This window comes from Clostridium guangxiense (assembly GCF_021043395.1).
Classification (GTDB): domain Bacteria; phylum Bacillota; class Clostridia; order Clostridiales; family Clostridiaceae; genus Clostridium_S; species Clostridium_S guangxiense.
Genome location: NZ_JAJNKE010000014.1, coordinates 60,471 through 86,523, shown reverse-complemented (window position 1 = coordinate 86,523; position 26,053 = coordinate 60,471). Strand labels below are relative to the sequence as shown.

The 26,053-nt window shown below is 31.4% G+C and carries 25 protein-coding genes, 1 tRNA gene and 1 riboswitch; of the genes, 2 read left to right on the top strand and 24 right to left on the bottom strand.

From position 1 onward, the window contains the following. Positions 1 to 176: 176 nt before the first annotated feature. The 15 genes from LQK79_RS10330 to LQK79_RS10260 form a co-directional block, all read right to left on the bottom strand. Positions 177 to 1,490 (bottom strand): ABC transporter substrate-binding protein, encoded by a 1,314-nt coding sequence (locus LQK79_RS10330; protein ID WP_231016482.1) that lies wholly within the window; start codon positions 1,488 to 1,490, stop codon positions 177 to 179. Continuing rightward, complete coding sequence (locus LQK79_RS10325) at positions 1,487 to 2,164, bottom strand: response regulator transcription factor (protein WP_231016481.1); 678 nt, start codon at positions 2,162 to 2,164, stop codon at positions 1,487 to 1,489. The genes LQK79_RS10330 and LQK79_RS10325 overlap by 4 nt, the downstream gene beginning before the upstream one ends. Then, positions 2,157 to 3,485, bottom strand: a complete 1,329-nt coding sequence (locus LQK79_RS10320; RefSeq protein WP_231016480.1) for a sensor histidine kinase — start codon at positions 3,483 to 3,485, stop codon at positions 2,157 to 2,159. Before LQK79_RS10320 ends, LQK79_RS10325 begins: the two co-directional genes overlap by 8 nt. Before the next feature lie 17 nt (positions 3,486 to 3,502). Then, a complete protein-coding gene (locus LQK79_RS10315; RefSeq protein WP_231016479.1) occupies positions 3,503 to 4,408 on the bottom strand; it encodes a sugar ABC transporter substrate-binding protein in 906 nt (301 codons plus the stop codon). A gap of 339 nt (positions 4,409 to 4,747) precedes the next feature. Beyond that, the gene (locus LQK79_RS10310) at positions 4,748 to 5,581 is read right to left on the bottom strand and encodes an MBL fold metallo-hydrolase (protein ID WP_231016478.1); all 834 of its coding nucleotides are present in this window, start codon (positions 5,579 to 5,581) and stop codon (positions 4,748 to 4,750) included. A 53-nt stretch (positions 5,582 to 5,634) separates the two neighbouring features. Further along, positions 5,635 to 6,609 (bottom strand): ABC transporter ATP-binding protein, encoded by a 975-nt coding sequence (locus tag LQK79_RS10305; protein ID WP_084757070.1) that lies wholly within the window; start codon positions 6,607 to 6,609, stop codon positions 5,635 to 5,637. After that, positions 6,599 to 7,588, bottom strand: a complete 990-nt coding sequence (locus LQK79_RS10300; RefSeq protein ID WP_231016477.1) for an ABC transporter ATP-binding protein — start codon at positions 7,586 to 7,588, stop codon at positions 6,599 to 6,601. Before LQK79_RS10300 ends, LQK79_RS10305 begins: the two co-directional genes overlap by 11 nt. A 64-nt stretch (positions 7,589 to 7,652) precedes the next feature. Continuing rightward, positions 7,653 to 8,453, bottom strand: a complete 801-nt coding sequence (locus LQK79_RS10295) for an ABC transporter permease (protein ID WP_053242934.1) — start codon at positions 8,451 to 8,453, stop codon at positions 7,653 to 7,655. A gap of 23 nt (positions 8,454 to 8,476) precedes the next feature. Next, on the bottom strand, positions 8,477 to 9,418 hold the full coding sequence (locus LQK79_RS10290; RefSeq protein ID WP_231016476.1) for an ABC transporter permease: 942 nt from the start codon (positions 9,416 to 9,418) through the stop codon (positions 8,477 to 8,479). Between the two features lie 15 nt (positions 9,419 to 9,433). Continuing rightward, a complete protein-coding gene (locus LQK79_RS10285) occupies positions 9,434 to 10,987 on the bottom strand; it encodes an ABC transporter substrate-binding protein (protein WP_231016475.1) in 1,554 nt (517 codons plus the stop codon). Between the two features lie 12 nt (positions 10,988 to 10,999). Further along, positions 11,000 to 11,713, bottom strand: a complete 714-nt coding sequence (locus LQK79_RS10280) for an HAD family hydrolase (protein ID WP_231016474.1) — start codon at positions 11,711 to 11,713, stop codon at positions 11,000 to 11,002. Between the two features lie 111 nt (positions 11,714 to 11,824). After that, on the bottom strand, positions 11,825 to 13,003 hold the full coding sequence (locus LQK79_RS10275) for a trans-sulfuration enzyme family protein (protein ID WP_231016473.1): 1,179 nt from the start codon (positions 13,001 to 13,003) through the stop codon (positions 11,825 to 11,827). 428 nt (positions 13,004 to 13,431) lie between these two features. Further along, complete coding sequence (locus LQK79_RS10270; RefSeq protein WP_053242941.1) at positions 13,432 to 14,715, bottom strand: O-acetylhomoserine aminocarboxypropyltransferase/cysteine synthase family protein; 1,284 nt, start codon at positions 14,713 to 14,715, stop codon at positions 13,432 to 13,434. A 205-nt stretch (positions 14,716 to 14,920) separates the two neighbouring features. After that, positions 14,921 to 15,029: riboswitch (SAM riboswitch) on the bottom strand. A 123-nt stretch (positions 15,030 to 15,152) separates the two neighbouring features. Then, the gene (locus LQK79_RS10265) at positions 15,153 to 15,251 is read right to left on the bottom strand and encodes a DUF1963 domain-containing protein (protein WP_231016472.1); all 99 of its coding nucleotides are present in this window, start codon (positions 15,249 to 15,251) and stop codon (positions 15,153 to 15,155) included. Between the two features lie 4 nt (positions 15,252 to 15,255). Further along, positions 15,256 to 16,170 carry a D-alanine--D-alanine ligase gene (locus tag LQK79_RS10260; protein ID WP_231016471.1) on the bottom strand — a complete coding sequence of 305 codons (915 nt, stop codon included), beginning with the start codon at positions 16,168 to 16,170 and terminating at the stop codon, positions 15,256 to 15,258. Between the two features lie 604 nt (positions 16,171 to 16,774). On the opposite strand from LQK79_RS10260, the gene LQK79_RS10255 reads away from it, so the two are divergent. Next, positions 16,775 to 16,850: transfer RNA gene (locus LQK79_RS10255), tRNA-Trp, on the top strand. Positions 16,851 to 16,981: 131 nt separating this feature from the next. Here LQK79_RS10255 and LQK79_RS10250 read toward each other — a convergent pair. Continuing rightward, positions 16,982 to 17,350, bottom strand: a complete 369-nt coding sequence (locus tag LQK79_RS10250) for a VOC family protein (protein WP_231016470.1) — start codon at positions 17,348 to 17,350, stop codon at positions 16,982 to 16,984. A 98-nt stretch (positions 17,351 to 17,448) separates the two neighbouring features. On the opposite strand from LQK79_RS10250, the gene LQK79_RS10245 reads away from it, so the two are divergent. Beyond that, positions 17,449 to 18,180: an MBL fold metallo-hydrolase gene (locus tag LQK79_RS10245; RefSeq protein WP_231016469.1), complete on the top strand. Its 732-nt coding sequence runs from the start codon at positions 17,449 to 17,451 to the stop codon at positions 18,178 to 18,180. Positions 18,181 to 18,303: 123 nt separating this feature from the next. Here the strand turns inward: LQK79_RS10245 and LQK79_RS10240 are convergent, their stop codons facing one another. The 8 genes from LQK79_RS10240 to LQK79_RS10205 all read right to left on the bottom strand — a co-directional run bounded on the left by LQK79_RS10240 (position 18,304) and on the right by LQK79_RS10205 (position 26,046). Then, positions 18,304 to 18,792 (bottom strand): DUF6803 family protein, encoded by a 489-nt coding sequence (locus LQK79_RS10240; protein WP_053242073.1) that lies wholly within the window; start codon positions 18,790 to 18,792, stop codon positions 18,304 to 18,306. Between the two features lie 102 nt (positions 18,793 to 18,894). Continuing rightward, a complete protein-coding gene (locus LQK79_RS10235; RefSeq protein ID WP_231016468.1) occupies positions 18,895 to 20,631 on the bottom strand; it encodes a GTP-binding protein in 1,737 nt (578 codons plus the stop codon). Positions 20,632 to 20,643: 12 nt separating this feature from the next. Further along, positions 20,644 to 21,444: a sulfate adenylyltransferase subunit CysD gene (cysD, locus tag LQK79_RS10230; protein ID WP_231016467.1), complete on the bottom strand. Its 801-nt coding sequence runs from the start codon at positions 21,442 to 21,444 to the stop codon at positions 20,644 to 20,646. Between the two features lie 12 nt (positions 21,445 to 21,456). After that, on the bottom strand, positions 21,457 to 22,188 hold the full coding sequence (locus tag LQK79_RS10225) for an ABC transporter permease (protein ID WP_231016466.1): 732 nt from the start codon (positions 22,186 to 22,188) through the stop codon (positions 21,457 to 21,459). Continuing rightward, positions 22,166 to 23,005, bottom strand: a complete 840-nt coding sequence (locus tag LQK79_RS10220) for an ABC transporter ATP-binding protein (protein WP_053243030.1) — start codon at positions 23,003 to 23,005, stop codon at positions 22,166 to 22,168. The genes LQK79_RS10225 and LQK79_RS10220 overlap by 23 nt, the downstream gene beginning before the upstream one ends. Before the next feature lie 13 nt (positions 23,006 to 23,018). After that, on the bottom strand, positions 23,019 to 24,050 hold the full coding sequence (locus LQK79_RS10215) for an aliphatic sulfonate ABC transporter substrate-binding protein (RefSeq protein ID WP_053243029.1): 1,032 nt from the start codon (positions 24,048 to 24,050) through the stop codon (positions 23,019 to 23,021). Positions 24,051 to 24,062: 12 nt separating this feature from the next. Beyond that, complete coding sequence (locus LQK79_RS10210; RefSeq protein WP_053243028.1) at positions 24,063 to 24,377, bottom strand: 4Fe-4S dicluster domain-containing protein; 315 nt, start codon at positions 24,375 to 24,377, stop codon at positions 24,063 to 24,065. Further along, positions 24,361 to 26,046: an adenylyl-sulfate reductase subunit alpha gene (locus tag LQK79_RS10205; RefSeq protein WP_053243027.1), complete on the bottom strand. Its 1,686-nt coding sequence runs from the start codon at positions 26,044 to 26,046 to the stop codon at positions 24,361 to 24,363. Before LQK79_RS10205 ends, LQK79_RS10210 begins: the two co-directional genes overlap by 17 nt. Positions 26,047 to 26,053 lie beyond the last annotated feature (7 nt).

Below are 26,053 nucleotides of genomic sequence, written 5' to 3'. Positions count from 1 at the left end.
AAGACTTCTTGGCAATTACCTTGACTGGACTTTCACCAGTTAGTATAGTCCAGCTTAGCTGGACGCACGAGCATTTTCTCAGCGAGTTATTAAAATATCTTAGTATTTTATGATTTTTGAACCTTAGATTTATAGGACTTTTTTAACGCGACGAAGCATTGTTACTTCGCATTTTTTTAATTGGTTAGCATATTGTTTATCTCCCTTTGTAAAATTAAAAGAGCTGTATCTAAATCTTCTTTTCCATTTATTATATTATTGATATCATTGTCTGCTTTAATCATAACAGAGTTATATTTTTTAAATTTAGGAGTAACCGCTGCACTTTCCATAATATTGTCAAGAATTTTCATATTTAAAGAACTTTCTGAAGGCATGCTTTTATTTATTTCCGCAATATTCTTGGGAGATTCTATTACACTTTTTATTGGTGAAATCCCCTCAGAATATTTAAAAACATTTCTCTGCGTTTCTTCATCATAGGTCAATGACTTTAAAAATTCCCAGGAAAGCTTTTCGTGCTTTGTGCGGCTGCTTATTCCCATAAGTAAAGTATTCAATTGTGAAACACTTTTTCCATTTGGACCAGACGGTAATTTAATGCAATCCCATTCAAAATTGGAATATCTTTTTATGCTCCATGGATATGGTTTATAGGTTCTATATTCTGAAAATGACAGTGGACGAAACGCTACCTTCCCCTTATCAAATATCTGTGAGGTAACCTGATAACCATTGTCTAAGGAGTTCAACTTTTTAACGAAATTTACAGCTTGATCCACCTTTTCATCTCCAAAATATGATTCCGTTCCAGCATCATTAAATAGCTTTATTCCATTAGAATATACCGCATCCTGCCATGTATAATCGTAAAATCCAAATTGATCTATAACTCCATCTCTATCTGTGTCTTTCGTGACTCTTTCACAAATATTATAAAAATCATTCCATGTCCAATTATTATTTGGAACAGGAATACCTTCCTTATCTAAAAGTGTTTTATTTACAAGCATTAACGTTGGTACACTTTCATAAGGAAGTGCAAATTGACTCTTATGATATTTGCCAGATTCATAAGCTGCTTTATAATACTTGCTACTATTAAAATATTTGTCCTTTTTAATTAGCTTATCTAGATTTTTTAATGCTCCTGTTGAAGAAAATACATTAAAATCATCTGGTAATACCATAAATACATCAGGTTCTTTCCCTAAAAGTATTTTTTGTGAAAGCCACTCAGAAAAGTCTTCTTTTAATATTCCACTTGAATATTTTATTTTTACACCCGGATGACTTTTTTCAAACTTTAGTATGGCATCATTTAAAATTTTATAGGTATTTTCACTAGGAGTATTCCAACTTCCAGAGAATATTCCAACAGTTAATACTACATTCTTTCTTGCCATCCACAACTTTGTAAAAACAAAAAAACTTCCTACTATAATTAAAACAACTATCGTTATAAATTTTTTATGTTTTTTTAAATTCATTTTTTTGTCACCATTTTTCTTATAACTCCAGTCTGAACTGCCCAAATAGCCAATTGTGTTCTATCTCTAAAATTAAGCTTATTTAATATATTGCTTAAATAATTTCTAACAGTTCCTTCAGATAGACTGAGTTTTTTTGAAATTTCTTTATTGGATAAACCAAAACCAACACACGTTATTATATTCCATTCTGTATCACATATATCATCTACATTCTTTTTAGCACCAGCCTGAATAGAAACGTCTCCTTGAGCCATTTGAGAAAATAACTTAAATACCTTAGCCGTTATATCTGGATTAATCATTGCTCCTCCATTTACAACAGTGTGAATTGCCTTTACAAGTTCATCCATCGAAACACCCTTAAGCAGATATCCACTAGCTCCATATTTTAAAGCATTAAATATATATTCATCATCATCAAAAGTAGTAAGCACTATAATTTTAATGTTAGGATAAGATTCTTTTATAATTTTTGTACATTGAACTCCATCCATTTCTGGCATACGTACATCCATTAATATTACATCAGATTTACACTTACGGACTGATTCAACTACTTCGTTTCCGTTACATACCGTTCCCACAATTTCAATATCTTTATTTGCACTTAAAACAATTTTTAAGCTTTGCCTAATTAGCTCCTGATCATCAGCAATTAACACTTTAATCACTTTCATCGCCCCATCTAATTGGAATATTTACAGTTATCCAAAAACTATCACTGCCATTATATTCTACAGTGCCATTTAGCAACTTAACTCTTTCTTCTATATGTCTTAATCCAAAACCTTCTTTTATATTAGCACATCCCCTGCCGTTATCTCTTATTGTTATGTTTAATTGCTTATCCCTCCTTTTCATACTTATATAAATTTCTGTAGCTTGTCCATGACGGATTGCATTTGTTATTCCCTCTTGTATAATTCTATAAATAGTGTCTTCTTCATCATGACCAAATTTCAATAATTTTACATTAGTATTAAAAAAAACTTTTGTTTTTGTAACCTTACTTATCTGCAAAATCATATTGTTTAACGCATCTTCTAAACCAGAACTTTCAAGTGCATCTGGTCTAAGTTTTTTTACGGAACGCCTTACATCTTTAATAGCTTGTCTTGCTACATCTGCAATTACATTTAACTGTTTTTTAGTTGCTTCTGTAGACATATCTATTGTTGTTAAACAAGCATCAATTCCTACTGATATCCCTGTAAGTGCATGTCCTAATGTATCATGAATCTCCCTAGCTAGACGATTACGTTCTCTGGTTTCAGCCATTGATTCTATCTTTACAGCATACTGCTTTAGCTGTACATTCATGACCTCTAATTTTTCATTAGCTAAATTTAATCTTTTGTTCAATGAAATAATCTTTTCATTTTCCCTCATCTGAACTTGAATAAGCACAATCATATACAATATAAATACTATGATATTTATAGAATTCAATATGCTTTTTATCTCCATTAAATAGCTTCGCATATTAGCATTATAATAAAATAGAAAACTTTGAAAAGAAACCATCTTTATTTTAAGTGATATAAAATCATAAACGCTAAGTATATATATAATTATCATAAGAACCAAAAATATAATTTTATTGCTCTTATCTTTGGTATTTGTCACCAAATCAGCAATAATAAATAGCATAATTCCGTTATAACTCATATTTAATGCTGTCATTATTACAATACTTAAAAAAATCTCACACAATAATAGAACAGCTATTTTCCACTTTTTTAGGGAATTTACACATTTCTTTTTTACTGTAACTAATGAAATTAGTATTATATAAGATCCTATAGAAACTATAGTTATATTCTGTGGTTTCCAGGGTATAACTGTGATTTGGTCAAAAAAATCCCTTGCCATAAATTCCGAACTAATTTTATATAAAGTTATAGTCATGATTTTTGAGATAAAAATTACGATGGTAAAATTTATAAAAATCATAAATAAGTTAATATACTTTAAATTTCTATTTGATTCCATAATTCATCTTCCATCCATTACTTCCATCCACTTATTTCATACTGTAGAACATTTTCTCTTGATATTAAAGTTATCGGAACAATTACATCCTTTTTTAGCCTTTTTCCTTTTAAAATGTCATAAGCTTTCTTAGCAGCTATATTGCCAATTTTATTAGGAAACTGAGCAGAAGTAGCAGTCATACATCCATCATGAATCATGGTCTTAGCTTCAGGTGAACCATCTACTCCAAATACCATAACCTTACCTAATAGCCCATTTTCTTTAAGTGCTGCTAGTGCACCAAGAGCACTTGGATCATTTAATGCCATAATTGCATCTATATTTGGATGCTTTTTAATCAAATTATCCACTAAAGGCATAGCCTTATCCAGTTGTCCTTCACTATCTCCAGCAGCAACTATTTTATATTGTTTATTAGCACCGATAGCATCTACAAATCCTTTGATTCTATCAATACCAGATTTTGCTTCCGAGTGTTCAATTAACATAATATTAGCTTTTGGCTTTAATTTCATAAGATATTTTGCACATTGAACTCCAGCATCATAATTATCCGATATTACCGTACACGCAACAAGCTTATTATCATAAACAGGTGTATCAACAACAATAACAGGTATCCCCGCATTTTTAGCGGCTACCAACGCTGGCTTTACTTGTTTCCAATCCACAGGATTTATAAAAATAGCATTAACTTTTAATTTAATAAATTCATAAATCTGCTGCATTTGCTTGTCCTTATCTAAAGCTGCATCCCTTGTTACTAATATATCTCCATTGCTCTCTACAACTGAACGTATCTCATCGTTAATTATTTCATAAAACCTATTATTAGTTGTCATATAAGTAGCTCCAAATTTTTTTCTATTTTCTATTTGCCTTGTAGAGTAATCCCTATTACTTTTTTTTAATACTTTCAAGTTAATTAAAATAAAAATAGCAGTAAAAATTAACAATATGAATATTACTATTTTTTTATAGTTTTTATTCATTAATACATCTCGCCCTTTTCCTAATATAACCTAAATAATTATTTTTGATATCTTGCCTCAAACGACATTAATTCTTCATTAAAAGTGTATAAATACTCATAGTTGTACTACATTTATTAGTAATGATTACCATCTTATATAATTAATTATCATTATGGAAATAATATTTGTATAATAATTCATTATAAATCTTATATTTCATTGCGTCAAGATATTACAATTTTAGCATATTACCGTACATGCATTTTTTAACAAAAGCTGTTAAAGCTAAATGTTTTCTTTATCATAGTATATAGTTGCCTGTCCATATCTGTGAGCATATAAATTTCCATGCTTTAAAAACTCATAGTCAGCGTTTTCAATTTCATCATCAGCACCATTTATTATTGCTCTAGCAGCTGTTTGCAAATCATGAACAAGCTCTAAATCAAATGCCTTAGGAACATGAGCTGCATAAATCTTTTTTACCCTTTTAGCTTTATTCTCAAAATGATTTAATGTATTTAAAAAATCTTCTACTTTTATTGATTCTTTACCATCAAACCAATGTATATCAGCAATTCCATCTCCTGTAAAAGCATAATGATCTTTATTATTTACATAAGATATAGAACCAGGAGTATGTCCCGGTGTACTTACCGCTTCTAATTTTGTTTCGCCTAAATCTATAGTATCACCATCACTTATATTGTTGTAATAAGTCTTTTCACTTTTCACAATATGACTTTTAATATTTTCATACATTTCTGTTTTATCTTTTAAATTTAATTTAATAAAATTTAATCTTTCATTTGTAAGAGCTTGAAAATCACCACCATTGCTAGCTAGATAATATTCTCTACAATTTAAATAAAGTTCAGAAAATAATGCATCTGCACCAACATGATCTAAGTGTCCGTGAGTATGCAGTACTATAACTTGCTTTTTAGTAATTGATCTTACTACCTTACTCAAATTACCTGACCCTATACCAGTATCAATTAAAGCTGCCTTTTCTTTTCCAATCACTAAATAAATTATTATAGGAAATTTATTATTTGTTATATCCTCTTTAATTGAATATAAATTATCTTGTATTTTTTCGACTTCATAAACAGACATAGTTTTACATCTCCATAATATAATTTTAACTATATAATTTTAAAGCAAATCAGCTAATTAAAATTATATAAATGACACCGTACTAAATGTTCAGATCCATCTTTGGTGTTAATATTTTTAATTTCAGGCGAAACTGTTTTGCAAATTTTTTTAGCACCACTACACCTTGCATAGCATTTGCAGCCAGCACTAATATTTAAAGAGTCATTTAAATCACCTTTTATTATAACTTCATCTCTATTGTTAGCTGTACTAATTTCCACCACAGAATTAAGAAGAGCTTTTGTATATGGATGCTTTGGATCATTATATATTTCTTCTGCTGATGCAAGTTCAACAATCTCCCCAAGATACATTACAGCTACTCTGTCACACATATAATATACAACATTTAGATTGTGAGAAATAAATAAAAACGATAAATTTAGCTTATGATGCAAATCCATCATTAAATTTAAAATTTGAGCTTGAACAGAAACATCTAGTGCCGAAACAGGTTCATCGAGTACTACAAATTTGGGATTTAATATAATAGCACTTCCTATACTTATTCTCTGCCTTTGTCCCCCACTAAGTTCATGTGGATATCTTTCTCTATAACTGCTGTCAAGACCTACAAGCTCTAGAATTTCATTTACTCTCTTAATTCGTTCTTTTTTATTGCCTTTCCTGTGAATCTTTAAAGGTTCTTCTAGAATCCAACCTATAGTTCTTTTAGGATTTAATGAACTTAATGGATCTTGAAAAACAATTTGCACTTTTTCGCTTATATTTTTAATATGCTTTATATCTTGGCCTTCAATTAAAATGTCACCTTCAACATTATCATTCAATTTAACGATTGACCTTGCAAGAGTAGATTTTCCACATCCGCTTTCACCTACAATTCCAAATATCTCACCTTTCTTAACATTAAAATTAACAGCTTTAAGAACTTTTACAGCTTTCCCTTTGCCAAAAATATTACAATTACTGTTATAGTAAGTGCTTTTCAAATTTTTCAGTTCCAACACAAAATCATATGACACATTCCTCACCTTCCCCTACTGCCAAATTACAGCATACCCTATGAGTGGACTCAAAAATAATACTTTTAGGCTTCTTATAAAAACATTTTTGTTCTGCTTTTTGACATCTAGGTGCAAAGCTGCATCCACATTTTCTTTCCTTAATAGATGGAACTTTTCCAGGAATGCTTACAAGCCTTTTACCTTTATTTTTTCTGATTGGAATAGACTCAATAAGACCTCTTGTATACTGATGTATTGGGTTGTAAAATATACTTTCTGTACTTCCCTCTTCAACAAAACTTCCTGCATACATTACTGCCACTCTATTGCACAGCTTACTGATAACACCTAAATCATGTGATATAAACAAAATAGATGTCTTATATTGCATGTTTATATCTTTTAAAAGCTTCAGTATCTTCGCCTGTGTTGTAACATCAAGTGCTGTAGTTGGCTCATCTGCTATTATCAGTTTAGGTCTACAAATCACAGCCATAGCAATCATTACTCTTTGCCTCATTCCTCCAGATAACTGATGAGGATAACTATTATAAAGTTCCTCCACTCTATCTAAGCCTACTTCATTTAAAACTTTCAAAACCCTTTCCTTAATTTCTCTATCCGTCAGCTTATAATGAATTTTTAATCCCTCTGCCACCTGCTTTCCTACAGTCATGAGTGGATTTAGCGAAGTCATTGGTTCTTGAAATATCATAGTAATATCTTTCCCTTGTATTTTTCTGAATTCATCTTGACTAATATTTTTAAGTTCCCTTCCATCAAAAACTATACTTCCATTGCTAACAGCTGCACCCTTTGGTAAAAGCCCCGCAATTCCTAGAGCTGTAAGGCTTTTTCCGCATCCAGATTCGCCTACAATTCCTAATATTTCTCCGTTTTCTATATCAAAAGAAACTCCACTAACAGCAGTATTTCTTTCATTTCCATTTTTCACATTAATAGAAAGCTCTTTTACACTAAGCAAAGTTTCTGGCATATTAATTCCCCCTCATATAGTGAAATTAGTTCAACTATTAAGTTTCACCTTGATTTCACTTTAATCATCCAAATATTTTTCTCAAGCCTTCTGCAATAAAATTAAATCCAACAACTGTTATTACTATCACTATTCCAGGTGCCACAGCACACCAAGGTGCATTAAACAAATACGTTTGCCCCTCTGAAAGCATTCTGCCTAAACTAGGGTCAGGCGGCTGAACCCCAAACCCTAAAAAGCTAAGTCCTGCCTCAGAAAGTATTGCATTAGAGAGACCTATGGTTACAGCCGACAATAAAGCTGGATATGCATTAGGTAAAATATGCACAAACATTATTCTAAGATGACTGGCACCAAAAACCTTAGCACTTTTTACAAACTCCATTTCCTTGATTTGCAAAAATTCACTTCTAGTAATACGCGAATAACTTGGTACAAAAATTATAGCTAAAGCTAAAATAATTTGATATTTTCCTTGTCCCAAAACTGTAACTAAAACCAAAGCTAGCAATATACCAGGAAATGCAGTTAAGGCATCATTAATTCTCATAATAATTTCATCAATCCAGCCCCCAAAATACCCAGCAACTGTTCCTAAAGTAACTCCAATAAGCACCCCACAAGCAATTGTACTAACAGCTATAAAAAAAGTAATTTTCGTGCCTGCCATAATGCGGCTCAATATATCCCTTCCAAAATTATCTGTTCCAAAAATATGCTTTAAACTTGGATGCTGATATTTGCTTACAATATTCATTTTATTAGGATTATATGGAGTATAAAAAATCCCCAAAACCATCATAAAAATTACAATTCCTATCAAAATTAAACCTACAATTAAATTCCAATTATGATATTTTTTCATTATATCCTCCAAAAACGATGAATTTATCTTACTCTTATCCTAGGATCAATTACTTGATACAAAACATCTACAAGAAAATTAATGACTACAACAATAAAGGCAAGATACAGCACCAACGTCTGAGTTAATGGAAAATCTCTAGTAGAAATAGCTGTAATTAAAAGGTTTCCTATGCCCGGCAAAGAAAATATCTGTTCAACTATTATACTTCCACCTAAAATTCCTGCAATAATCATACCCATTAAGGTTATAACAGTTATCAATGCATTTTTTAGTACATGCACATATAAAACAGTGTTTTCCTTATTCCCCTTGCTATATGCTGTTCTAACATAATCCTTTCTTTTTTCCTTTATTACAGCTGCCCTCAAAAATTTTACTACTACAGCAATATTAGGAAGTGCTATGGTTACAGCTGGTGCAATTAAATACTTCAAAAATCCAATAAAGTCTTTATTATAATCAACATAAGCTCCTGGAGAAAACACTTTAAGAACTATACCAAATATTAAAATTATTATTACCCCTAGAAAAAAAGATGGTATACCTATATTTATTTGGCATATTATATTTATTATTGTATCTATTATAGATCCCTCTTTACTTGCAGCAAAAATACTCAAAGGAATGGCTATTATAAATATTATAAATAAAGATAGAATAGCCAGTGATACTGTCACTGGAATCCTTTTTGAAACCAAATCCTTAACTGGCTCAGAAAATCTTATAGACTTTCCGAAATCACCCCTTATAAAATTTGCCACCCAGGTTACATACCTCTTAGTTAAACTTTCATTTAGTCCAAGTTCTTTTCTTAAGGCTTCAACTCTTTCAGGTGAAGCATTTGTTCCAAGCATTACTAAAGCTGGATCGCCTGGTATCACGTTAAATGCTGCAAAAGTAAATGCTGATACAAATATCAATGTAACAATAAGTGCAATGCCCTTTCTTAAAACGTACTTCATTGACCTCACCTTCTTTTAATTTGTGTAATACATAGAAGCTAAATCCTGAACATAGGTTGGATAAAATTTATATCCAGCTAATCCTTTCTTTAAAACAACTACCTTTTGTTGATCCTGTATATATATTGATGCTGCATCTTGATTAAGAATCTCTTGTAGTTCTTTATAATCTTCTACTTTTTTATTATCATCAATTTCATTAACGGCCTTTCTATACAATTCATCATAGTTATTATTTTTATAATTCAAAAAGTTACTTGCATCAGTAGAAACATATCTTCCTAAAAGTGCTCTTGGAGATAGATAAGCTGCATCCAAACTTACAACTGTTGAATCATATTGTCTTCCCTTATATGTCTTTTCTAACCATTCTCCCCATTCAACCTTCTTTATTGAAGCTTTTACATTAATAGCTTTTAACTGTTCTACAATTATCTGTGCAGTATCAACATGAAATTGATAAACAGATGGTACAGTAATTGTGGTTTCAAATCCATTTGGATATCCGGCTTCTGCCAGTAACTTTTTAGCTTTATTAATATTCTGAGTATATGTTTTTTCTAATCCAGCTTTATAATATTTTTTAAAGCTAGATAAAAAATTTGTTCCAGCTCGCTTTCCAACGCCATCTGCAACTGTGTCTATTATGCTTTTAGTGTCTATGGCATAATACAATGCTTGTCTTACCCTCACATCATTAAATGGTTTTTTTGAATTATTTAAAGCAAGTAATTGCAGCAAGTTGGCACTTCCAATTAAAGTATTATAGCTAGTTTTAAGTTGATCAGCTTGTTCCTTTGTTATGAATCCAGAATCTATGTTCCCAGCTTTAAGTCCCAAAAATAATGCATTTGCATCCTCAATTTTGTAAGTAACCTTATCTAAATGAGGCAAGCCTTTTTGCCAATAATCCTTATTCTTAGCAAGTTCTATTTTTTGCTGTTTATCATATTCTACAAGTTTAAATGGTCCTGTTCCAATAGGCTTTGAGTTTTGATTCTTATAGCCTTTAGGAATAATTGCAACAGTTAAATATGGTAAAAAATCCGTGTCTGGAGCCGTCAAATTAACTTCTATTGTAGAAGAATCCTTAATATCAACAGATTTAATATTTACCAATTCAGTTTTTAAAGGCTTACCTGTATCTTTTCCAGCAGCTCTATCCAATGAATATTTTACATCCTGGACAGTCACAGGCTTATTATTATGAAACCTTATACCTTTTCTTAATTTAAACGTATATTTCAAACCGTCTTTTGATATTTCATGACTACTTGCCACCGCGTCTATTAAATTTCCATTTTCATCTGGCTTTACAAGTCCTTCAAATACATTGAATAAAATTGATCTAGTATCCGCTGCAGTAGCTAAATCAGGATCAAGGAAATCTGGTTCACTTGTTGTTAATACAATTGAACCTCCTTCTTTAATATTTCCATTGGCTTTTCCTTCCTTTGTATTACTAGTTTTACTCGTATTTACTTCTTTACCGCAGCCTACAAGAGTAATTATATTTATCATAACAATTGCGGCAATAATCATTAAAAATAGTTTTCTATTTCTTCTCATTGATATCACTCCCTAAAATAATTTCAAGTTATAATTTCGCTCTATAAATTTGGGCAGTTCAGATATATTAGATATAATATAAGCGTAATTTAATTCCTCAATTCCAACTTTGCCATAAGGATTTATAAGTAACGACTTCATATTTACTTTGCTGCTTCCTACAATATCATCATAATAATTGTCTCCAACAAATAAACATTCATCAGGCTCTACATTTGCCCTTTTAAGTGCAAAATCAAATATCTCTTTTTGCGGCTTTGAATATCCAACTTCACTTGATATTACAATTTCATCAAGTAAATCATCTAAATTATTCTGGCACAATACCTTTCTTGATGTATTATCCCAATTAGAAATAATTCCCGATCTTATTGAATTTTGTTTTAAAGTTGTAAGTATACTGACAGCACTATCATATGTATACCAAATTTTTTGATACTTCTGTTCTCTTTTATTTATTTCAAGTAATAAAACATTCCTATCAACTTTTATATTTAAAACTTCAAGCAGTTTTTTTAAATAATAAGGCATAAACTCTTCTTTACTTTTACATAATAATCCTTTATGCTCTCTCATAAAGAACTTATCTGTTAGATGATAGGCCATTTTTATTTTATTAATATCTATATGCTTATTCATACTTACAAGAATATCTTGAAATATTTTTTCACGTTTTGAATAAACAAGTGTATATCCAAGATCGAACCAAATATACTTTAAAGTCATGCTAAAATTTCTCCTACTGTAAAATTTAATATAAAAAAACTTAGAGGCTGCAAATAAAATCAGTTTATTTGCAGCCTCTAAGTTTTTCTAGTCAGCTCATTTTCTAATATACTATAATCCACATTTCTTAAAAGCTTGTTTTAAATCATTAATTATATCATCTGCATCCTCTAATCCAACACTAAATCTAAGATGGCCATTTTTAAATTCTTCAGGATAAAAATGATTTCTTTCATCATTTGGTCCTGTATAAACAATTAAACTTTCATCATGCCCAAGTGAAACGGCTGATATAACAAGCTTAAGTGAATTTACAAACTTATTATGCGTTTCAACATCCGCTTTAAGCCCAAAAGAAAGTACTCCTGAATACATGCTCATCTGCTTCTTGGCAATTTCATGTTGAGGATGACTTTTAAGCCCAGGATATGCAACAAATTTTACAGCTGGATAGCTTTCAAGAAATTGTGCAATCTTAAGTGCACTTTCACTATGCTGTTTCATACGAAGTGGTAAAGTTACAACTCCCCTCATAATTAGCCATGCATTAAATGGGCTTATTGCTCCCCCTACATTTACCATTGCCTCAGCTTTTATCTTGTCTATAAGTTCCTTTCTCCCAATAACAGCTCCACCCATAGCATCACCATGTCCATTTATATATTTTGTAAGACTGTGTACTACAAGATCCGCCCCAAGTGAAAGTGGATGCTGTAAGAATGGAGATGCGAAAGTACTATCCACAGAAAGAAGTGCACCTATGCTCTTTGATATTTTAGCTATTTCCTCAATATCACTTACTCTAGTTGTTGGATTTCCTGGAGTTTCAATATGAATTAATTTAGTGTTTGGCCTAATTGCCCTTTTTATTTCATTTAAATTAGAAGTATCTACAAGAGTTGCTTCTATGCCATATTTCTTTGGAAAATATTCATTTAATAGTCTATACACTGCAATGTAGGAAACATTTGAGCATATAACATGAGAATCTTTATCTAAAAATGTAAAAAACACTCCAGCTAAAGCTGCAACCCCACTAGCTAATACAACACAATCTTCTGCCCCCTCAAGCGCAGCCAATCTTTCTTGAAGATATAATTGATTTGCCGATGTCGTCCTTGTATAAATCACATTATTTGGATCACTCCAATTAAGAGTTGATGCATCATAAGGAAGCTTATAACTATTCGCCATAGTAATTGGTCTTCTTATAGCTCCTGTTTCTTTATCTATATCATTGCCAACGTGAATACATTTAGTTGAAAACTTTATTTCATTTTTATCTATCACTGAAAAGCCCCACTCTCCATTTAAAATCAGTGCACAGTTCACAATGCACAGTTAAGGATGATTTACCTTTCGTTTCTCTCAGGTAAATTAATTTTATTTTCATTATAATATTCCACCCCTGCATATTATAATAAGAATGAATTTAAGGTTCTAGAAGGATAATGAGCTCCTCCCAAGCCCCTCATATGTTTACCTATTTTTCGTAAGGTACTGGAGAAAAATCTTCCTTGCCTTTCCATTTTAGATGAAGTGACAGTATTGAAGGGACAGTTTAAATAAATTGCTATAAATCTTAGCTGAAGTTTTAAAAAGGCTTAGAACCTTCAATTTATCTGAGCGACAGCGAGTTATTGAAAGTTCTTAACATTTTTTAAACTTCAACTTTAGATTTATCAATTTATTTAATATCACAAAATACTGCTACTTCATCAAGCTTTCTCAAGTGCTTGATTTAAATCCCAAATTAAATCATCAGCATCCTCAACACCTATTGAAAGTCTTATCAAATCTGGAGTAACTCCAGCTGCTTTTTGCTCTTCTGCATTAAGCTCTGCATGTGTTGTACTTGAAGGATGTATTACAAGTGATTTTGCATCTGCGACATTTGCAAGAAGAGAGAATAATTTAACACTATTTATAAATTTCTTTCCTGCTTCAAGTCCACCCTTTATTCCAAATGTAAATATAGAACCTGCTCCCTTAGGCAAATATTTTTTAGCTAATTCTTTATATGGGCTATTGTCAAGTTCAGGATAATTAATCCATGCAACTTTTGGATGCTTGCTTAAAAATTCTACTACCTTTCTTGTATTTGCTACGTGTTTTTCAACTCTAAGTGATAGCGATTCTAATCCTTGAAGAAAATAGAATGCACTTTGAGGACTAAGTGTTGCCCCTGTGTTTCTAAGAAGCTGCACTCTTGCCTTTAATGCAAAAGCAGCTGCTCCTAAATCTGCATACACTAAACCATTATAGCTCTTATCTGGCGTTGTGAAATCAGGGAATTTTCCACTTGCTCTCCAATCAAATTTACCACCATCAACTATAACTCCTCCTATAGTTGTTCCATGTCCTCCAATGAATTTTGTTGCTGAATGAACTACAACATCTGCTCCAAATTCTATTGGTCTTATTAAATATGGTGTTCCAAAAGTATTGTCTATTATAAGCGGTATTTTATTTTCATGTGCTATTTTAGCTACAGCTTCTATATCAAGCACATTTATTCTTGGATTTCCTATTGTTTCTCCATATACTGCTTTTGTCTTATCTGTTATTGCTTTTCTTATATTTTCTGGATCATCTGGATCTACAAAAACAACTTTTATTCCAAGTTTCTTTAGAGTAACACCAAATAGTTCATAAGTTCCACCGTATAATGTACTTGCTGCTACAATCTCGTCTCCTGAACTTGCTACATTTAAAATAGCATATGTTATTGCTGCAAGCCCTGATGCTGTTGCAAGACCAGCTACTCCACCTTCAAGCGCAGCTATTCTTTGCTCAAATACATCTGTTGTTGGATTCATTATTCTTGAGTAAACATTTCCTGGTTCTTTTAACTGAAATAAATTTGCTGCATGATCTGCATTCTTAAATACATATGATGTTGTCTGATAGATTGGGACTGCTCTTGATCCTGTTGTTGGATCTGGCACCTGACCTGCATGTACCTGTAATGTTTCAAAACCAAATTTTCTTTCTTCACTCATCTTTCATTTCTCCTTTTACTATTAATTTTGACATTTTTTAATTTTTCAAAAATTCAAATTAATATTCACGCATCTTTCACTTATTCCTTAAACTTAATCTACTTGTGTTTAAGAAACTCAATCTTAAACTGATTTTAATATAATAAAAAATCCCCTTCTGCTATGAAGAGGATTAATTTACTATATACCATTAGCCTAAATTATCCTCTTATCTCTCAAAATTTAATTTGCAGGAATTAACACCATACATTCAAATGAAAAATGCTGGTTGTTGGGTTTCATAGGGCCAGTCCCTCCACCTCTCTCGATAAGATGCTAAATATTTATTCGATTTTATTTCCTATTATTCAGATAGGAATTATTAACTTGCTTATGTTTAAATTATATCATGTTTTAAAACCATGTCAATATATTTTTATAAAATATATTTATTATTTTTAACCACATTGCAGTATAAGCCACACATTTTCAAAGTTTTTATCTTTGAGATCTGCTTTTCTTATATAAAAATATATTTCTCCACAATCACCAAACATAAGCTCAAAATCTCCCTTTAAAACAGTGCCAAAAGGAATATTCAATTATTTTATCTAACAAAACACTGTATTTCATTCCTGCTAGTGCTGCACTTTTAGGAAACAGCGAATTTGTTGTCATTCCTGGAAGTGTGTTTAGCTCTAATACATACGGTATTCCATTATTTACTATTATATCAACTCTAACATATGCCCTGCAATCAAATATTTCCCAACATTGTTTAGAAACCTCTTTTATTTTACGTTCTAATTCATTTGGAAGCTTAGCTAATGTTTCTTCGGATTTTCCTTCTGTGTACTTGCACTTATAATCAAAGAACTTTCCTTTTGACTTAATTGATAATATAGGTAAAACCTCTCCATTTAGCATACAAACTGTATATTCATCTCCAGCTATATATTTTTCAACTATAACTTCATCATCATATTTAAAAGCTTCCTTTATATTTTGCTCTAGCTCTTGTTTATTTGAAGCCATTGATATACCTATACTTGATCCTCCATTATTAGGCTTTACAAACATAGGATAGTTAAGTGCTTCAAACCTTTCAAAATTTACTTTTTTATTTTTATAAATCACATAAAAAGGCGCCGTATTAATATTTTCCGCCTTCAATATCCTTTTAGTTTGCTTTTTATTCATGCATATAGCACTGGTAAGCATATCGCATCCAGAATATGGCATAGGAATACTATTAAGTATAGCCTGTATAGTCCCATCTTCTCCAAAAACACCGTGAAATGCCAATATCACAAAATCCATGCCTTTTACTTTTTGAATTACCTCATGCTTTGAGTTTATTATAATTGGATAAACTTCATATTTATTTTTATCAAGATTTTTAACAATTTCCTTTCCCGAAAGAATGGATATTTCTCTTTCTGACGATATTCCTCCCATAAGCACCCCTATTTTCATATATCACAACTCCTTAATGCTCTATTATAAATAAACAACTTTAAACTAAAAATTGTAAGTTGCAAGTTTATCCTTACAAATTAGAATTTAGCTCAATGCACAATTCACAGTTCACAATGCACAATGAAGGTAGATTTACCTTTCGTTACTCTCAGGTAAATCTTAGAACTTAATAGTGTCAGCTGCGCTGAACACTATATTTTAAGCGCTTTGCGCACATTAAGTTTCTAGATTTTTCGAAGCATAGCTGAGAAAAATCATCATTCATTGTGAACTGTGCATTGTGAATTGTGAACTGAGTCAACTTCCAGTTTGTCGGGATAAATTTATTATTATCAATTTTAACCTTTCAAGTCTATATGCTTAATTATAGAATTTAAGTGTGCTTAATATAAGCTCCACTAGGTAGGTATTTCTGCCACCAAATGGAACAAATAGAGTATACAAACTATGTGGAACTTAAGCATTTTATTATTACAATCTGCCTCTTACTATAAAATAATTTAATAAATTAACAAATTATGCTTGACTGATTAAGCTTTCTGCCTTATAATAGTTTTTGTCGGTAATTGTTGTGTTAATTTACTAAAATATCGATATACGAAGGGGTATAGCTCAATTGGTAGAGTAGCGGTCTCCAAAACCGTTGGTTGTGGGTTCGATTCCTACTGCCCCTGCCAAATTACAAGCTAATAAGGTCATAGATATTTTTTATAAGTATCTTTGGCTTTTTTATTTTATCATTGACTTTATATTATTTAGCAACAAAAGCCACTACAGCTTAACTCTGCTCCATAGTGGCTTGTATTTCTTACTTAGTTGGTAAAATTTCTGTCCAGTATCCATCTGGGTCGCTAATAAAGTATATACCCATCTTTTTATTTTCATAGCAAATACATCCCATTTTTTTGTGATATTCAAAAGCTCCATCGAAATCATCAGTTTCCACTGCTAGATGTATTTCATTATCTCCTAAGTTATAAGGTTCTTTTCTATCTCTTAACCAGGTTAGTTCTAATTGATGTGAACTCCCCTCATCCTCTAAATAAACCAAAATAAATTCTCCATTTGGTTCGTTATATCTTCTTGCTTCCTTGAAATTTAAAGCCTCCTTATAAAAAGCAAGACTCTTTTCTAAATCAAATACATTTATGTTATTGTGAACAAATTTAAATTTCATTTTTGCATCTCCTTCCAATTTATATGTTTATATTATAAAATAAATTATAATAATTTAAAACTATTTATGTGTAAATTATATTTTAGGAGGTAAATCAAATGTATCTTTCTGATATTAAGATTAATTATTTATATAATAGCGGCTTCGTCGTTGAAACCAAAAATCATCTTTTAGTATTTGATTACTATCTTGATACTAAAAAAGAATGCAAAAGAAACATAGAAAATGGATTTTTAGGATCTAAAGAACTAACTACGGCTAAAACCATACTTGTGTTTTGTTCTCATAGTCATCCAGATCACTTTAATTCCGTTATTTTTAGCTGGGAAGATTTTAATAATAACATCAGCTATATTTTAAGCAGCGATATAAAAGAAAAAAAATCCAACAATATACATTATATGTCACCTTATAACACTCTAAAATTAGGCAACACACATATAGAAACCTTTGGCTCCACGGATTTAGGTGTTTCCTTCCTAGTAAATGTAGACGGAATATCCATTTTTCATGCTGGTGATTTAAATTGGTGGGATTGGTTTGACGAATCTAATGAATACAATTTAAACATGGAAAAAGATTTTAAAAGTGAAATTTCTAAAATCAAGTTAAACAACATAGATGTGGCATTTTTTCCTATAGACCCAAGGCTAAAACAAAGTTATTATCTTGGAGGAGAATATTTTATAAAAGAAACTAAACCTAAAATGTTTATACCTATGCATTTTGGTGACAACTACGAAGTTACAAATAAATTTGCTGATAAATTTAAAACTCTAGACTGCAAAATATCTACCATACATGAAAGAGGAGAACAATTGTATTTTTAACAAACCCACCTTAAATACAAAAATAATCCATTTAACTTCAAGAAATTAAATGGATTATTTTTTATATTATAATCATTGCACTTTTAATAACAAATAAGTTAATGTGTTTATACTCAATTTTATCTACATTTTTGGCATTGATGACATATGATTAACAATCTCCGGATTCACCATACCAAAAATCATAGCAATATGAGCAACAACTAAGAATCCACCTACAAGAATAAAATGAATTTTCATCTTTTCATCAAAGCTCTTATATTTAAATATTATGCCGAGTTCCATTAAGGTAATTGGAAGAAGAAAAACAACACCACTTAAGTAAAATCCTACTGCAGTTGCATCAACCCAAGTATGCCATCCTCCTGTAGTAGTAAGAGGTATAACCGCATTGAATAATAGATAGATAAATATACCAGTAAAATATATTCCATCAAAAATACCAACGCATTTGTTTAAGTTTCTTACACCTCCACTTTTTGTTCTATTAAATATAATAAAGAATTCTGTTATTGTAAGTGTTTCGGCACATATTACTGGAATCGCCATAAATATAATCAAATTCCATGGTTGATTATCTGCTAATAGCGACATATAATGTGTCATGTTCATAATTATTTATCCTCCTCTAAATTTTTATTTTAGCTTTTGTTCAAGACTATCATTTTTATATGAAGATTTTATGAAGAGGATACACTTTATTTAACTTTTTCATTACACTATAAATTTTAAAATATCTTCGCTTTTGTTTTCTAAATCATCTGTTTCTCCATTTACAAAAATAGAAACAACTGCATAGTCTGATTTCTCATAACTTAAGTTCTTCTTGTTGCTATCATCTACAAACACTTCTATATATTTGGACTCCCCAATACTGTTTTTAATGCTTTCTCTATATTGTTTTAATTCACTTGTAGAAGCTGCTACAACTGTTATTCCATTGGCTACAAGCACGCTGAGTATATTTTTAAGCATATCTGCTTTTTGACCGTAATCATTGATACTTACAGTTAAGCTATTTGCATTTAAGTAATAAGCCTTTTCACCTGAATCAAATAGCCGTTTTTCTAACCTGGCTGCAATTTCAGAATTAGCTTTACCATTAAGCCCAGTGATCCAAATCACTTTTCCATTCTTTCCAAATTTATTTTCTCTTTCTTGTAAATCTATAAGACTTTCTGTTTCTGAATTATTGTCTAACACCTCTTCTGCTTTTCCAAGTATGATTCCTCCGCCAGTAGTATTATACTCATCTATAATTACAAATCTACCCATAGCTTCATTTTTGTTAAACTTATCAAAACTTAATGTAGTTTTTGACTTTATTACAACCTCTGCCACATCATTTTTGTTTATATATTCAGCATCAGCTATATGCTCTAAGGTTACTGCATCTATTACATTTTTTATCTTTGCAATTTCTATTTCAGCTTCCTCTGTTGCAATTTTAATTTTATATTTTTTACCCTTTTTCAAAGGCTCCTTGCCAAGCCAAAATACATTTGCATCAAAGGCATTTGAAGTTATAACTCTATCTTCCTTATGGCAAATTATCTCTCCTCTTTTATTATAAAATTCATCTTCTACAGTAATTCCAACAGACATTCCAGCATAAACTTCATCTTTCTTATCTTTGTTCTGCCAAGCCTCAATAGATTTAACTTTGGTATGCTTACCTGATGGATAAAAAACTATTTCATCTCCAACCTTTAAAACTCCGGATTCTATTCTTCCAGCTATAATTCTTCTATCATCAAATTTATATATATCCTGAATTGGAAATCTTAAAGGCTTATTTTCAATTCCTTTTTCCTTTTCAATTTTATCCATACTTTTAAGTATATTATCACCATGATACCACGGCATCTTATCTGATTTTGAGGCTACATTTTCACCTAAAAAAGCAGATATTGGAATGTACTCTATAGGATGTATATTAAGATTTCCTAAAAATTGATTAAATTGATCAACTATTTCTTCATATCTGGCTTCAGAGTAATCTACTAAATCCATTTTATTTACAGCAACATAAACCTTTTTTATTCCTAAAAGAGATAAAATATATCCATGTCTTTTTGACTGCTCTTGTATTCCTTCCTTAGCATCAACAACTAAAATTGCTGCTTCTGCGCTAGCTGCACCTGATATCATATTTTTTAAAAACTCTTTATGCCCAGGAGCATCAATTATCACATAATCTCTTTTTTTAGTAAAAAATTGAATCATGGTTATATCTATTGTTATTCCCTGTCTCTGCTCTTCTTCAAAAGCATCAAGAAGAAATGCGTACTCGAAATTTTTACCCTCTTCTTTAGATATTTTTTTCACTTTTTCAATGGCTCCATCTGAAAGTGCCTTAGTATCATAAAGAAGTCTTCCTATTAAGGTAGATTTACCGTGATCCACATGTCCAACAACTACTATATTTAAATTTTCTCTTCCACTGCTCATTATTTTCCCCTCCTACATATATCCATGTTTTCTAAGCTTTTCGAGCGCATGTGGATCTGCTTTATCCTGTGCTCTACCACTTCTCTCAGTTTCATTAGTATTCTTAAGTTCTTCAATAATTTCATCAAGATTAGAAGCATTGGAAGTTATAGGTGACGTACAAGGCGCACACCCAAGACTTCTGTACCTCTTTCCATCCTTAGCAAAATATAAACTTACTACAGGGATATTTTCTCTCTTAATGTATTCCCATATATCTATTTCATTCCAACCAAGTAATGGATGAATTCTTATATGGTTCCCTTTTTTAAAATCAGTTTTAAACTGGTCCCAAAGCTCAGGCGGCTGATCTGTATAATCCCATTCAGATTCAGCATTTCTTTCACTAAATACCCTTTCTTTTGATCTAGACCCCTCTTCATCTCTTCTTATTCCAACAATAAGACCTTCAAATTTATACTTGTCTATAACTTGCTGAAGTCCTTCACTTTTTAAAGCCTTGCAGCATTCCAATCTTCCTTTTTCTGGCCCCATTCCACTATTGATTGCATCCCAATTTGTATGAACTATGAGATTAAGATTATACTTTTTAGCAACTTCATCTCTAAATTCAATCATTTCTGGTATCTTCCTTTTAGTATCAACATGTATAAGCGGAAAAGGACAGTTACCAAAAAAAGCCTTTTGTGCAAGCCAAAGCATAACGGTTGAGTCCTTTCCTATAGACCACAGCATTCCAAGCTTTCCAAAATGCTTATACGCTTCTCTCAAAATATAAATACTTTCTGCTTCCAATCTATCTAAATGATCCATTTTAAATTCCTCCTAATTCTTATTTTCAAGACCACATTTATATCTAACATTTTGTTCAATTTTCCCAAACAGCAATTTATCAAAAACAAGTCCAAAAGCAACTATTACAATCATAACTGCCATTACTTGACTTATATCTCCTAAATCTCTTCCTGCCATAAGTACTTGGCCTAATCCTTTAGTACCTGACAGCATTTCTCCAGCCATAAGTGCTCTCCAAGCAAAAGACCATCCCTGTTTCATTCCAGATACTATTTGCGGCATAGCTGCAGGAATTATCACATCAAAATAAAGCTTTCTTCCTCCTGCTCCCATGGTTTTTGCCGCTTTAATATAAATTGGATTTACATTCTTTATACCGGACTCTGTTGATATAGCTATTGAAAAGATAGAACCAATTACAGTAACAAATAATATTGTGTTTTCATTAATTCCATACCAAAGAATAGCAAATGGAATCCAGCATACACTTGGTATAGTTTGAAAACCTAATATTAAAGGACTTAAATTTTCATCAATATACTTGTATTTTACGATAATAAGTCCAATTGCAACTCCAATTAAAATTGATATAACATATCCTATAACAAGTCTTTTTAAGCTTGTTATTATGGCTATAAACAAAGTATTATCTTTTATTAATCCTATAAGCGTGTTCAAAACTTCAACTGGTGATGAAAAAGTGTATGGCTTCCATATAGTTAAAACATCAACAAAAATCTTATAAACCAGCTCCCATATCATTATTAGGATTATATAAAACATCACTTTTTTCAATACTCCAATCACTGTCGTACTCAGCTTTTGCAACTTTCTCAACCTCCTCCTTAAGTTCTTTCATAACTTCATTTGAAACATATGCAAGATCTACACTTTGCGCTTTTCTTGGTCTTGCTAATTTTATATCAAATATCTTTTTTATTTTTCCTGGGTTAGCTGACATAACGACAACTCTATCTGCAAGAAGCACTGCTTCTTCTACATTATGGGTTACAAAAACTATGGTTTTTTTAGTTTCCCACCATATATTTTGGAGTTGAAGCTGAAGTATACTTTTAGTTTGGCTATCAAGTGCCGAAAATGGTTCATCCATAAGCAGTACCTTTGAATCGAGGGTTAATGCCCTTGCAAGAGCAACTCTCTGCCTCATTCCACCAGAAAGCTCGTGTATATATGAATTTTGAAACTTCGTAAGGTGAACCATCTTAAGATATTTTAAAGCCTTTTCTCGCCTTTCTTCCTTGGGTACATTTTTTACCTTCATTCCAAATTCCACATTATCTATTACCTTAAGCCATGGAAATAGTGCGGAATCTTGAAACATAAATGCTCTATCAGGTCCTGGTTTTGTTATTTCATCATCATCTAAATAAACTTTTCCACTACTTGGCGCTTCAAGACCTGCTATTACATTTAACAGTGTTGATTTTCCACAGCCCGATGGTCCAAGTATACATACAAATTCTCCATCATTTATAGAAAGATCTATACTTTCAAGAGTATGTGTGGTCTTTTCTTTTGAAATAAAATCTTTACTTATACCCTTTATTTCAATACTCAAGTTTCTACCTCCCTTAATTGATTTCACTTTCCCCTTGACTTTTTAAAATCTTATTTAAAATATTGAAGTCAAACATATCTTTAAGATCTGCTTTCTTTTTTATAAAACCTTCCTTCAAGGACCAATTCGCCATATCACTAATTGCCTCTTTTTCAGGATTATTAGTAACTTTTATTCTCTTAAATGAGGAATCTAAAATATCTTTATCTAAAGTTTTACCAGTTATCTCTTTCAACTCTTTATTTATTGCATCTTCGGTTTTAGCAGTATTCTCATTAATGCTCTTTGTTTTTTGAATATGGATTTTTAAGAACTTTTCTACTATGTCACTATGGTTTTTTATGAAATCTTTTCTCGCCACTACAACGGCCGTTGGATATTTTCCATTTTTCCAAACTTTATCATAATCTAGTACAACCTTTGCTCCTACTTCTTTAACAAGTCTTGAACCCCAAGGTTCTGGAACTAGCGCTGCATCAATTGATCCCTTATCTAAAAGTGTTTTTATGTCTGGATTCTCAGCTTGAACAATTTCTACAGTTCCACCTTTTGTTTTATCTTTTAATCCATTTTGATCTAAGAGTATTCTTAAACTTAAATCTTGAGTATTTCCAAATTGAGGTATAGCCACTTTTTTTCCACTTAAATCTTTTACACTTTTTATGTTTGAATCTTTTCTACTTACAAGTATAGCTGCCGCATCTGCACCTCCCGCAATCACCTGCATTTCACCCTTTGATTTTGTATAACCATTTATTGCTGGTCCAGGTCCTATATATCCGATATCTACTTCTCCTGCTAAAAAAGCCTCCACTTCTGATGAACCTGCATTAAACTTTTGCCAGTTTACCTTGATTTTATTTCCTAAAGCTTTTTGAAGCGAGCCATCTTCCTTTTCAAGCAATGCCTGAGAGTGTGTTATATTGGGGAAGTATGCAATTTTAACTTCTGAAAGTTCTTTATTGCCTTTAACACCACATCCACTTAATGCTCCTAACATTATAAAGCTCAAAATAAAGCTTAAAATGCTTTTATTTCTTTTCATAATAATGCCCCCTTAATATTTATTTGCTTCTTTACTATTTGTTGTTATTACAACTTTCCTGCCATCTTTGCTTTCCAGGCGCCACTCTAAACTTTCACCATTTTGAGTAACATACATAGTAGAACCATTCCCCCCAATATCTGCTCCAAGATAATATTTTATGGCTCCTAACTTACATTCCTTAAGGCAAGCGGTGCATCCCCAACAATTTTTAGGATATCTTATAAAGGCTTTTCCATTTTCGTTTTTAAGGAGTAAACTTCCAGGGCATACTTCTATACATTTTCCACAGGAGACGCACTTATTTACATCAATTTTTATGCTCATAAACTTCCTTCCTTTCAACAAGGTCCCTAAATACTATATTCACTCTTCCATCTTTATAAATAGAATTTACGTACTTACGCCAATTAGTATCATCTTTTTCTGGATAATCTCTATTTTGCTCATAGCATTTCCACCTTGTTTCTTTTCTTGCCTTTAAATGTGCTATGACTATCTTTGCAACATACAGCCTATCAATAAGTTCATATATAAATAAAAGTTCATGTAAATCATCTGCTCTTAAGTCTTTTGAAAGCTGTAAAAGTTCATCAATTCTTTTTTCACCTATAACAAGTTTTTTATATGTATACCCATAGTTTTCTGATATACCACCACAATACTCATCCATAACCTTTTGCATTGCTTCTTCAAGTTCTTCTACTTTAAATTGACTTTCATTAGTAAAAAACTTTTCTAAGTGTTCTATTTTTTTATTTATTTCATTCTGCGACATGATTCTCAATTTTTTATTTTCTATATCCTTAAGTGCACTTAATGCAGCTATTTCTCCCTCTGCAAAACATCCTGTTACATACTTTTTAGGACTTCCTCCAGCAACATCCCCAGCTGCATAAAGACCATTCATACTTGTTTTTCTATTTGTGTCAATCCAATATCCGCTAGCTCCATGTCCACCTACTATATAAGGTTCTGTTCCTTCTACTTCAATATTTTCTTTTGAGGGATCTATTTTTCTATCAAACCAACTTAAAGCTTGAGAAGGTGCCATATTGAGATAAGCTTTAAATAAATCCTGAACTTGGCTTTCTGTGATACCCTGTGTCTTTAAATAGCAAGGACCCTTTCCATTTACATTTTCCATAACTGTGCTGTAAAGTCTGTTAATAGTAGTTGGCTTCCCATACCTTTTTACGTATTCCTCCAAATTTCCATTAATCTGTGGTGTTTTAACACCTTGAGCTATAGTTCCTGTTGGTGCAATTGTATCTTTACATCTAAGTGCAATAAATCTCATTTCAAAAGTGGTCATTTCTGCTCCTGCCCTTATTCCCATTGCATAGCCTGCTCCTGTATTGAAAGGTGAATACCACATTTTGTGTCTTGAAAATCCAGGATTATTGGGCTTATATATGCCTGCAGCACCTCCTGTTGTACATATTGCTGCCTTGGAGTAAATTACATACACTTTTTCTTCACTTATGGAAAATCCAAAAGCTCCTATTACTTCTCCAGCTTTAATGATATAATCAACTATATTTACTTCATTTAAAACTCTTATATTTTCTCTATCATAAACAGCTTTAGCCAAAATAGGTTTTATATTTTCACCATTTATTTTTATGCTTCTCTTTCCTCTTGAAACGTAATTTCCACTCTCATCCTTTAAAATAGTGAGTCCCATTTTTTCTATTTTATTCGTTACCTCATTAAGCCTCTTTGCAATGGTATAAACCAAATCCTCCCTCACCACATCATTAAATTCATTTTTTACATAGTCTACAAAAGAATCTAGCGTTTCATCTTCTGAGATATAAGCATTTAATGCATTTACTCCAGCAGCAAGACATCCGCTTCTTTTTATATTAGTTTTATCTACAATTATTATCTGAATACTAGGTTTTTGAGAAGCACTTAGTGCTGCAAAACATCCTGCCGCTCCACCTCCTATTATGAGAATATCTGTTTTTAAAACTTCACACGATAATTTCATTTTTGAT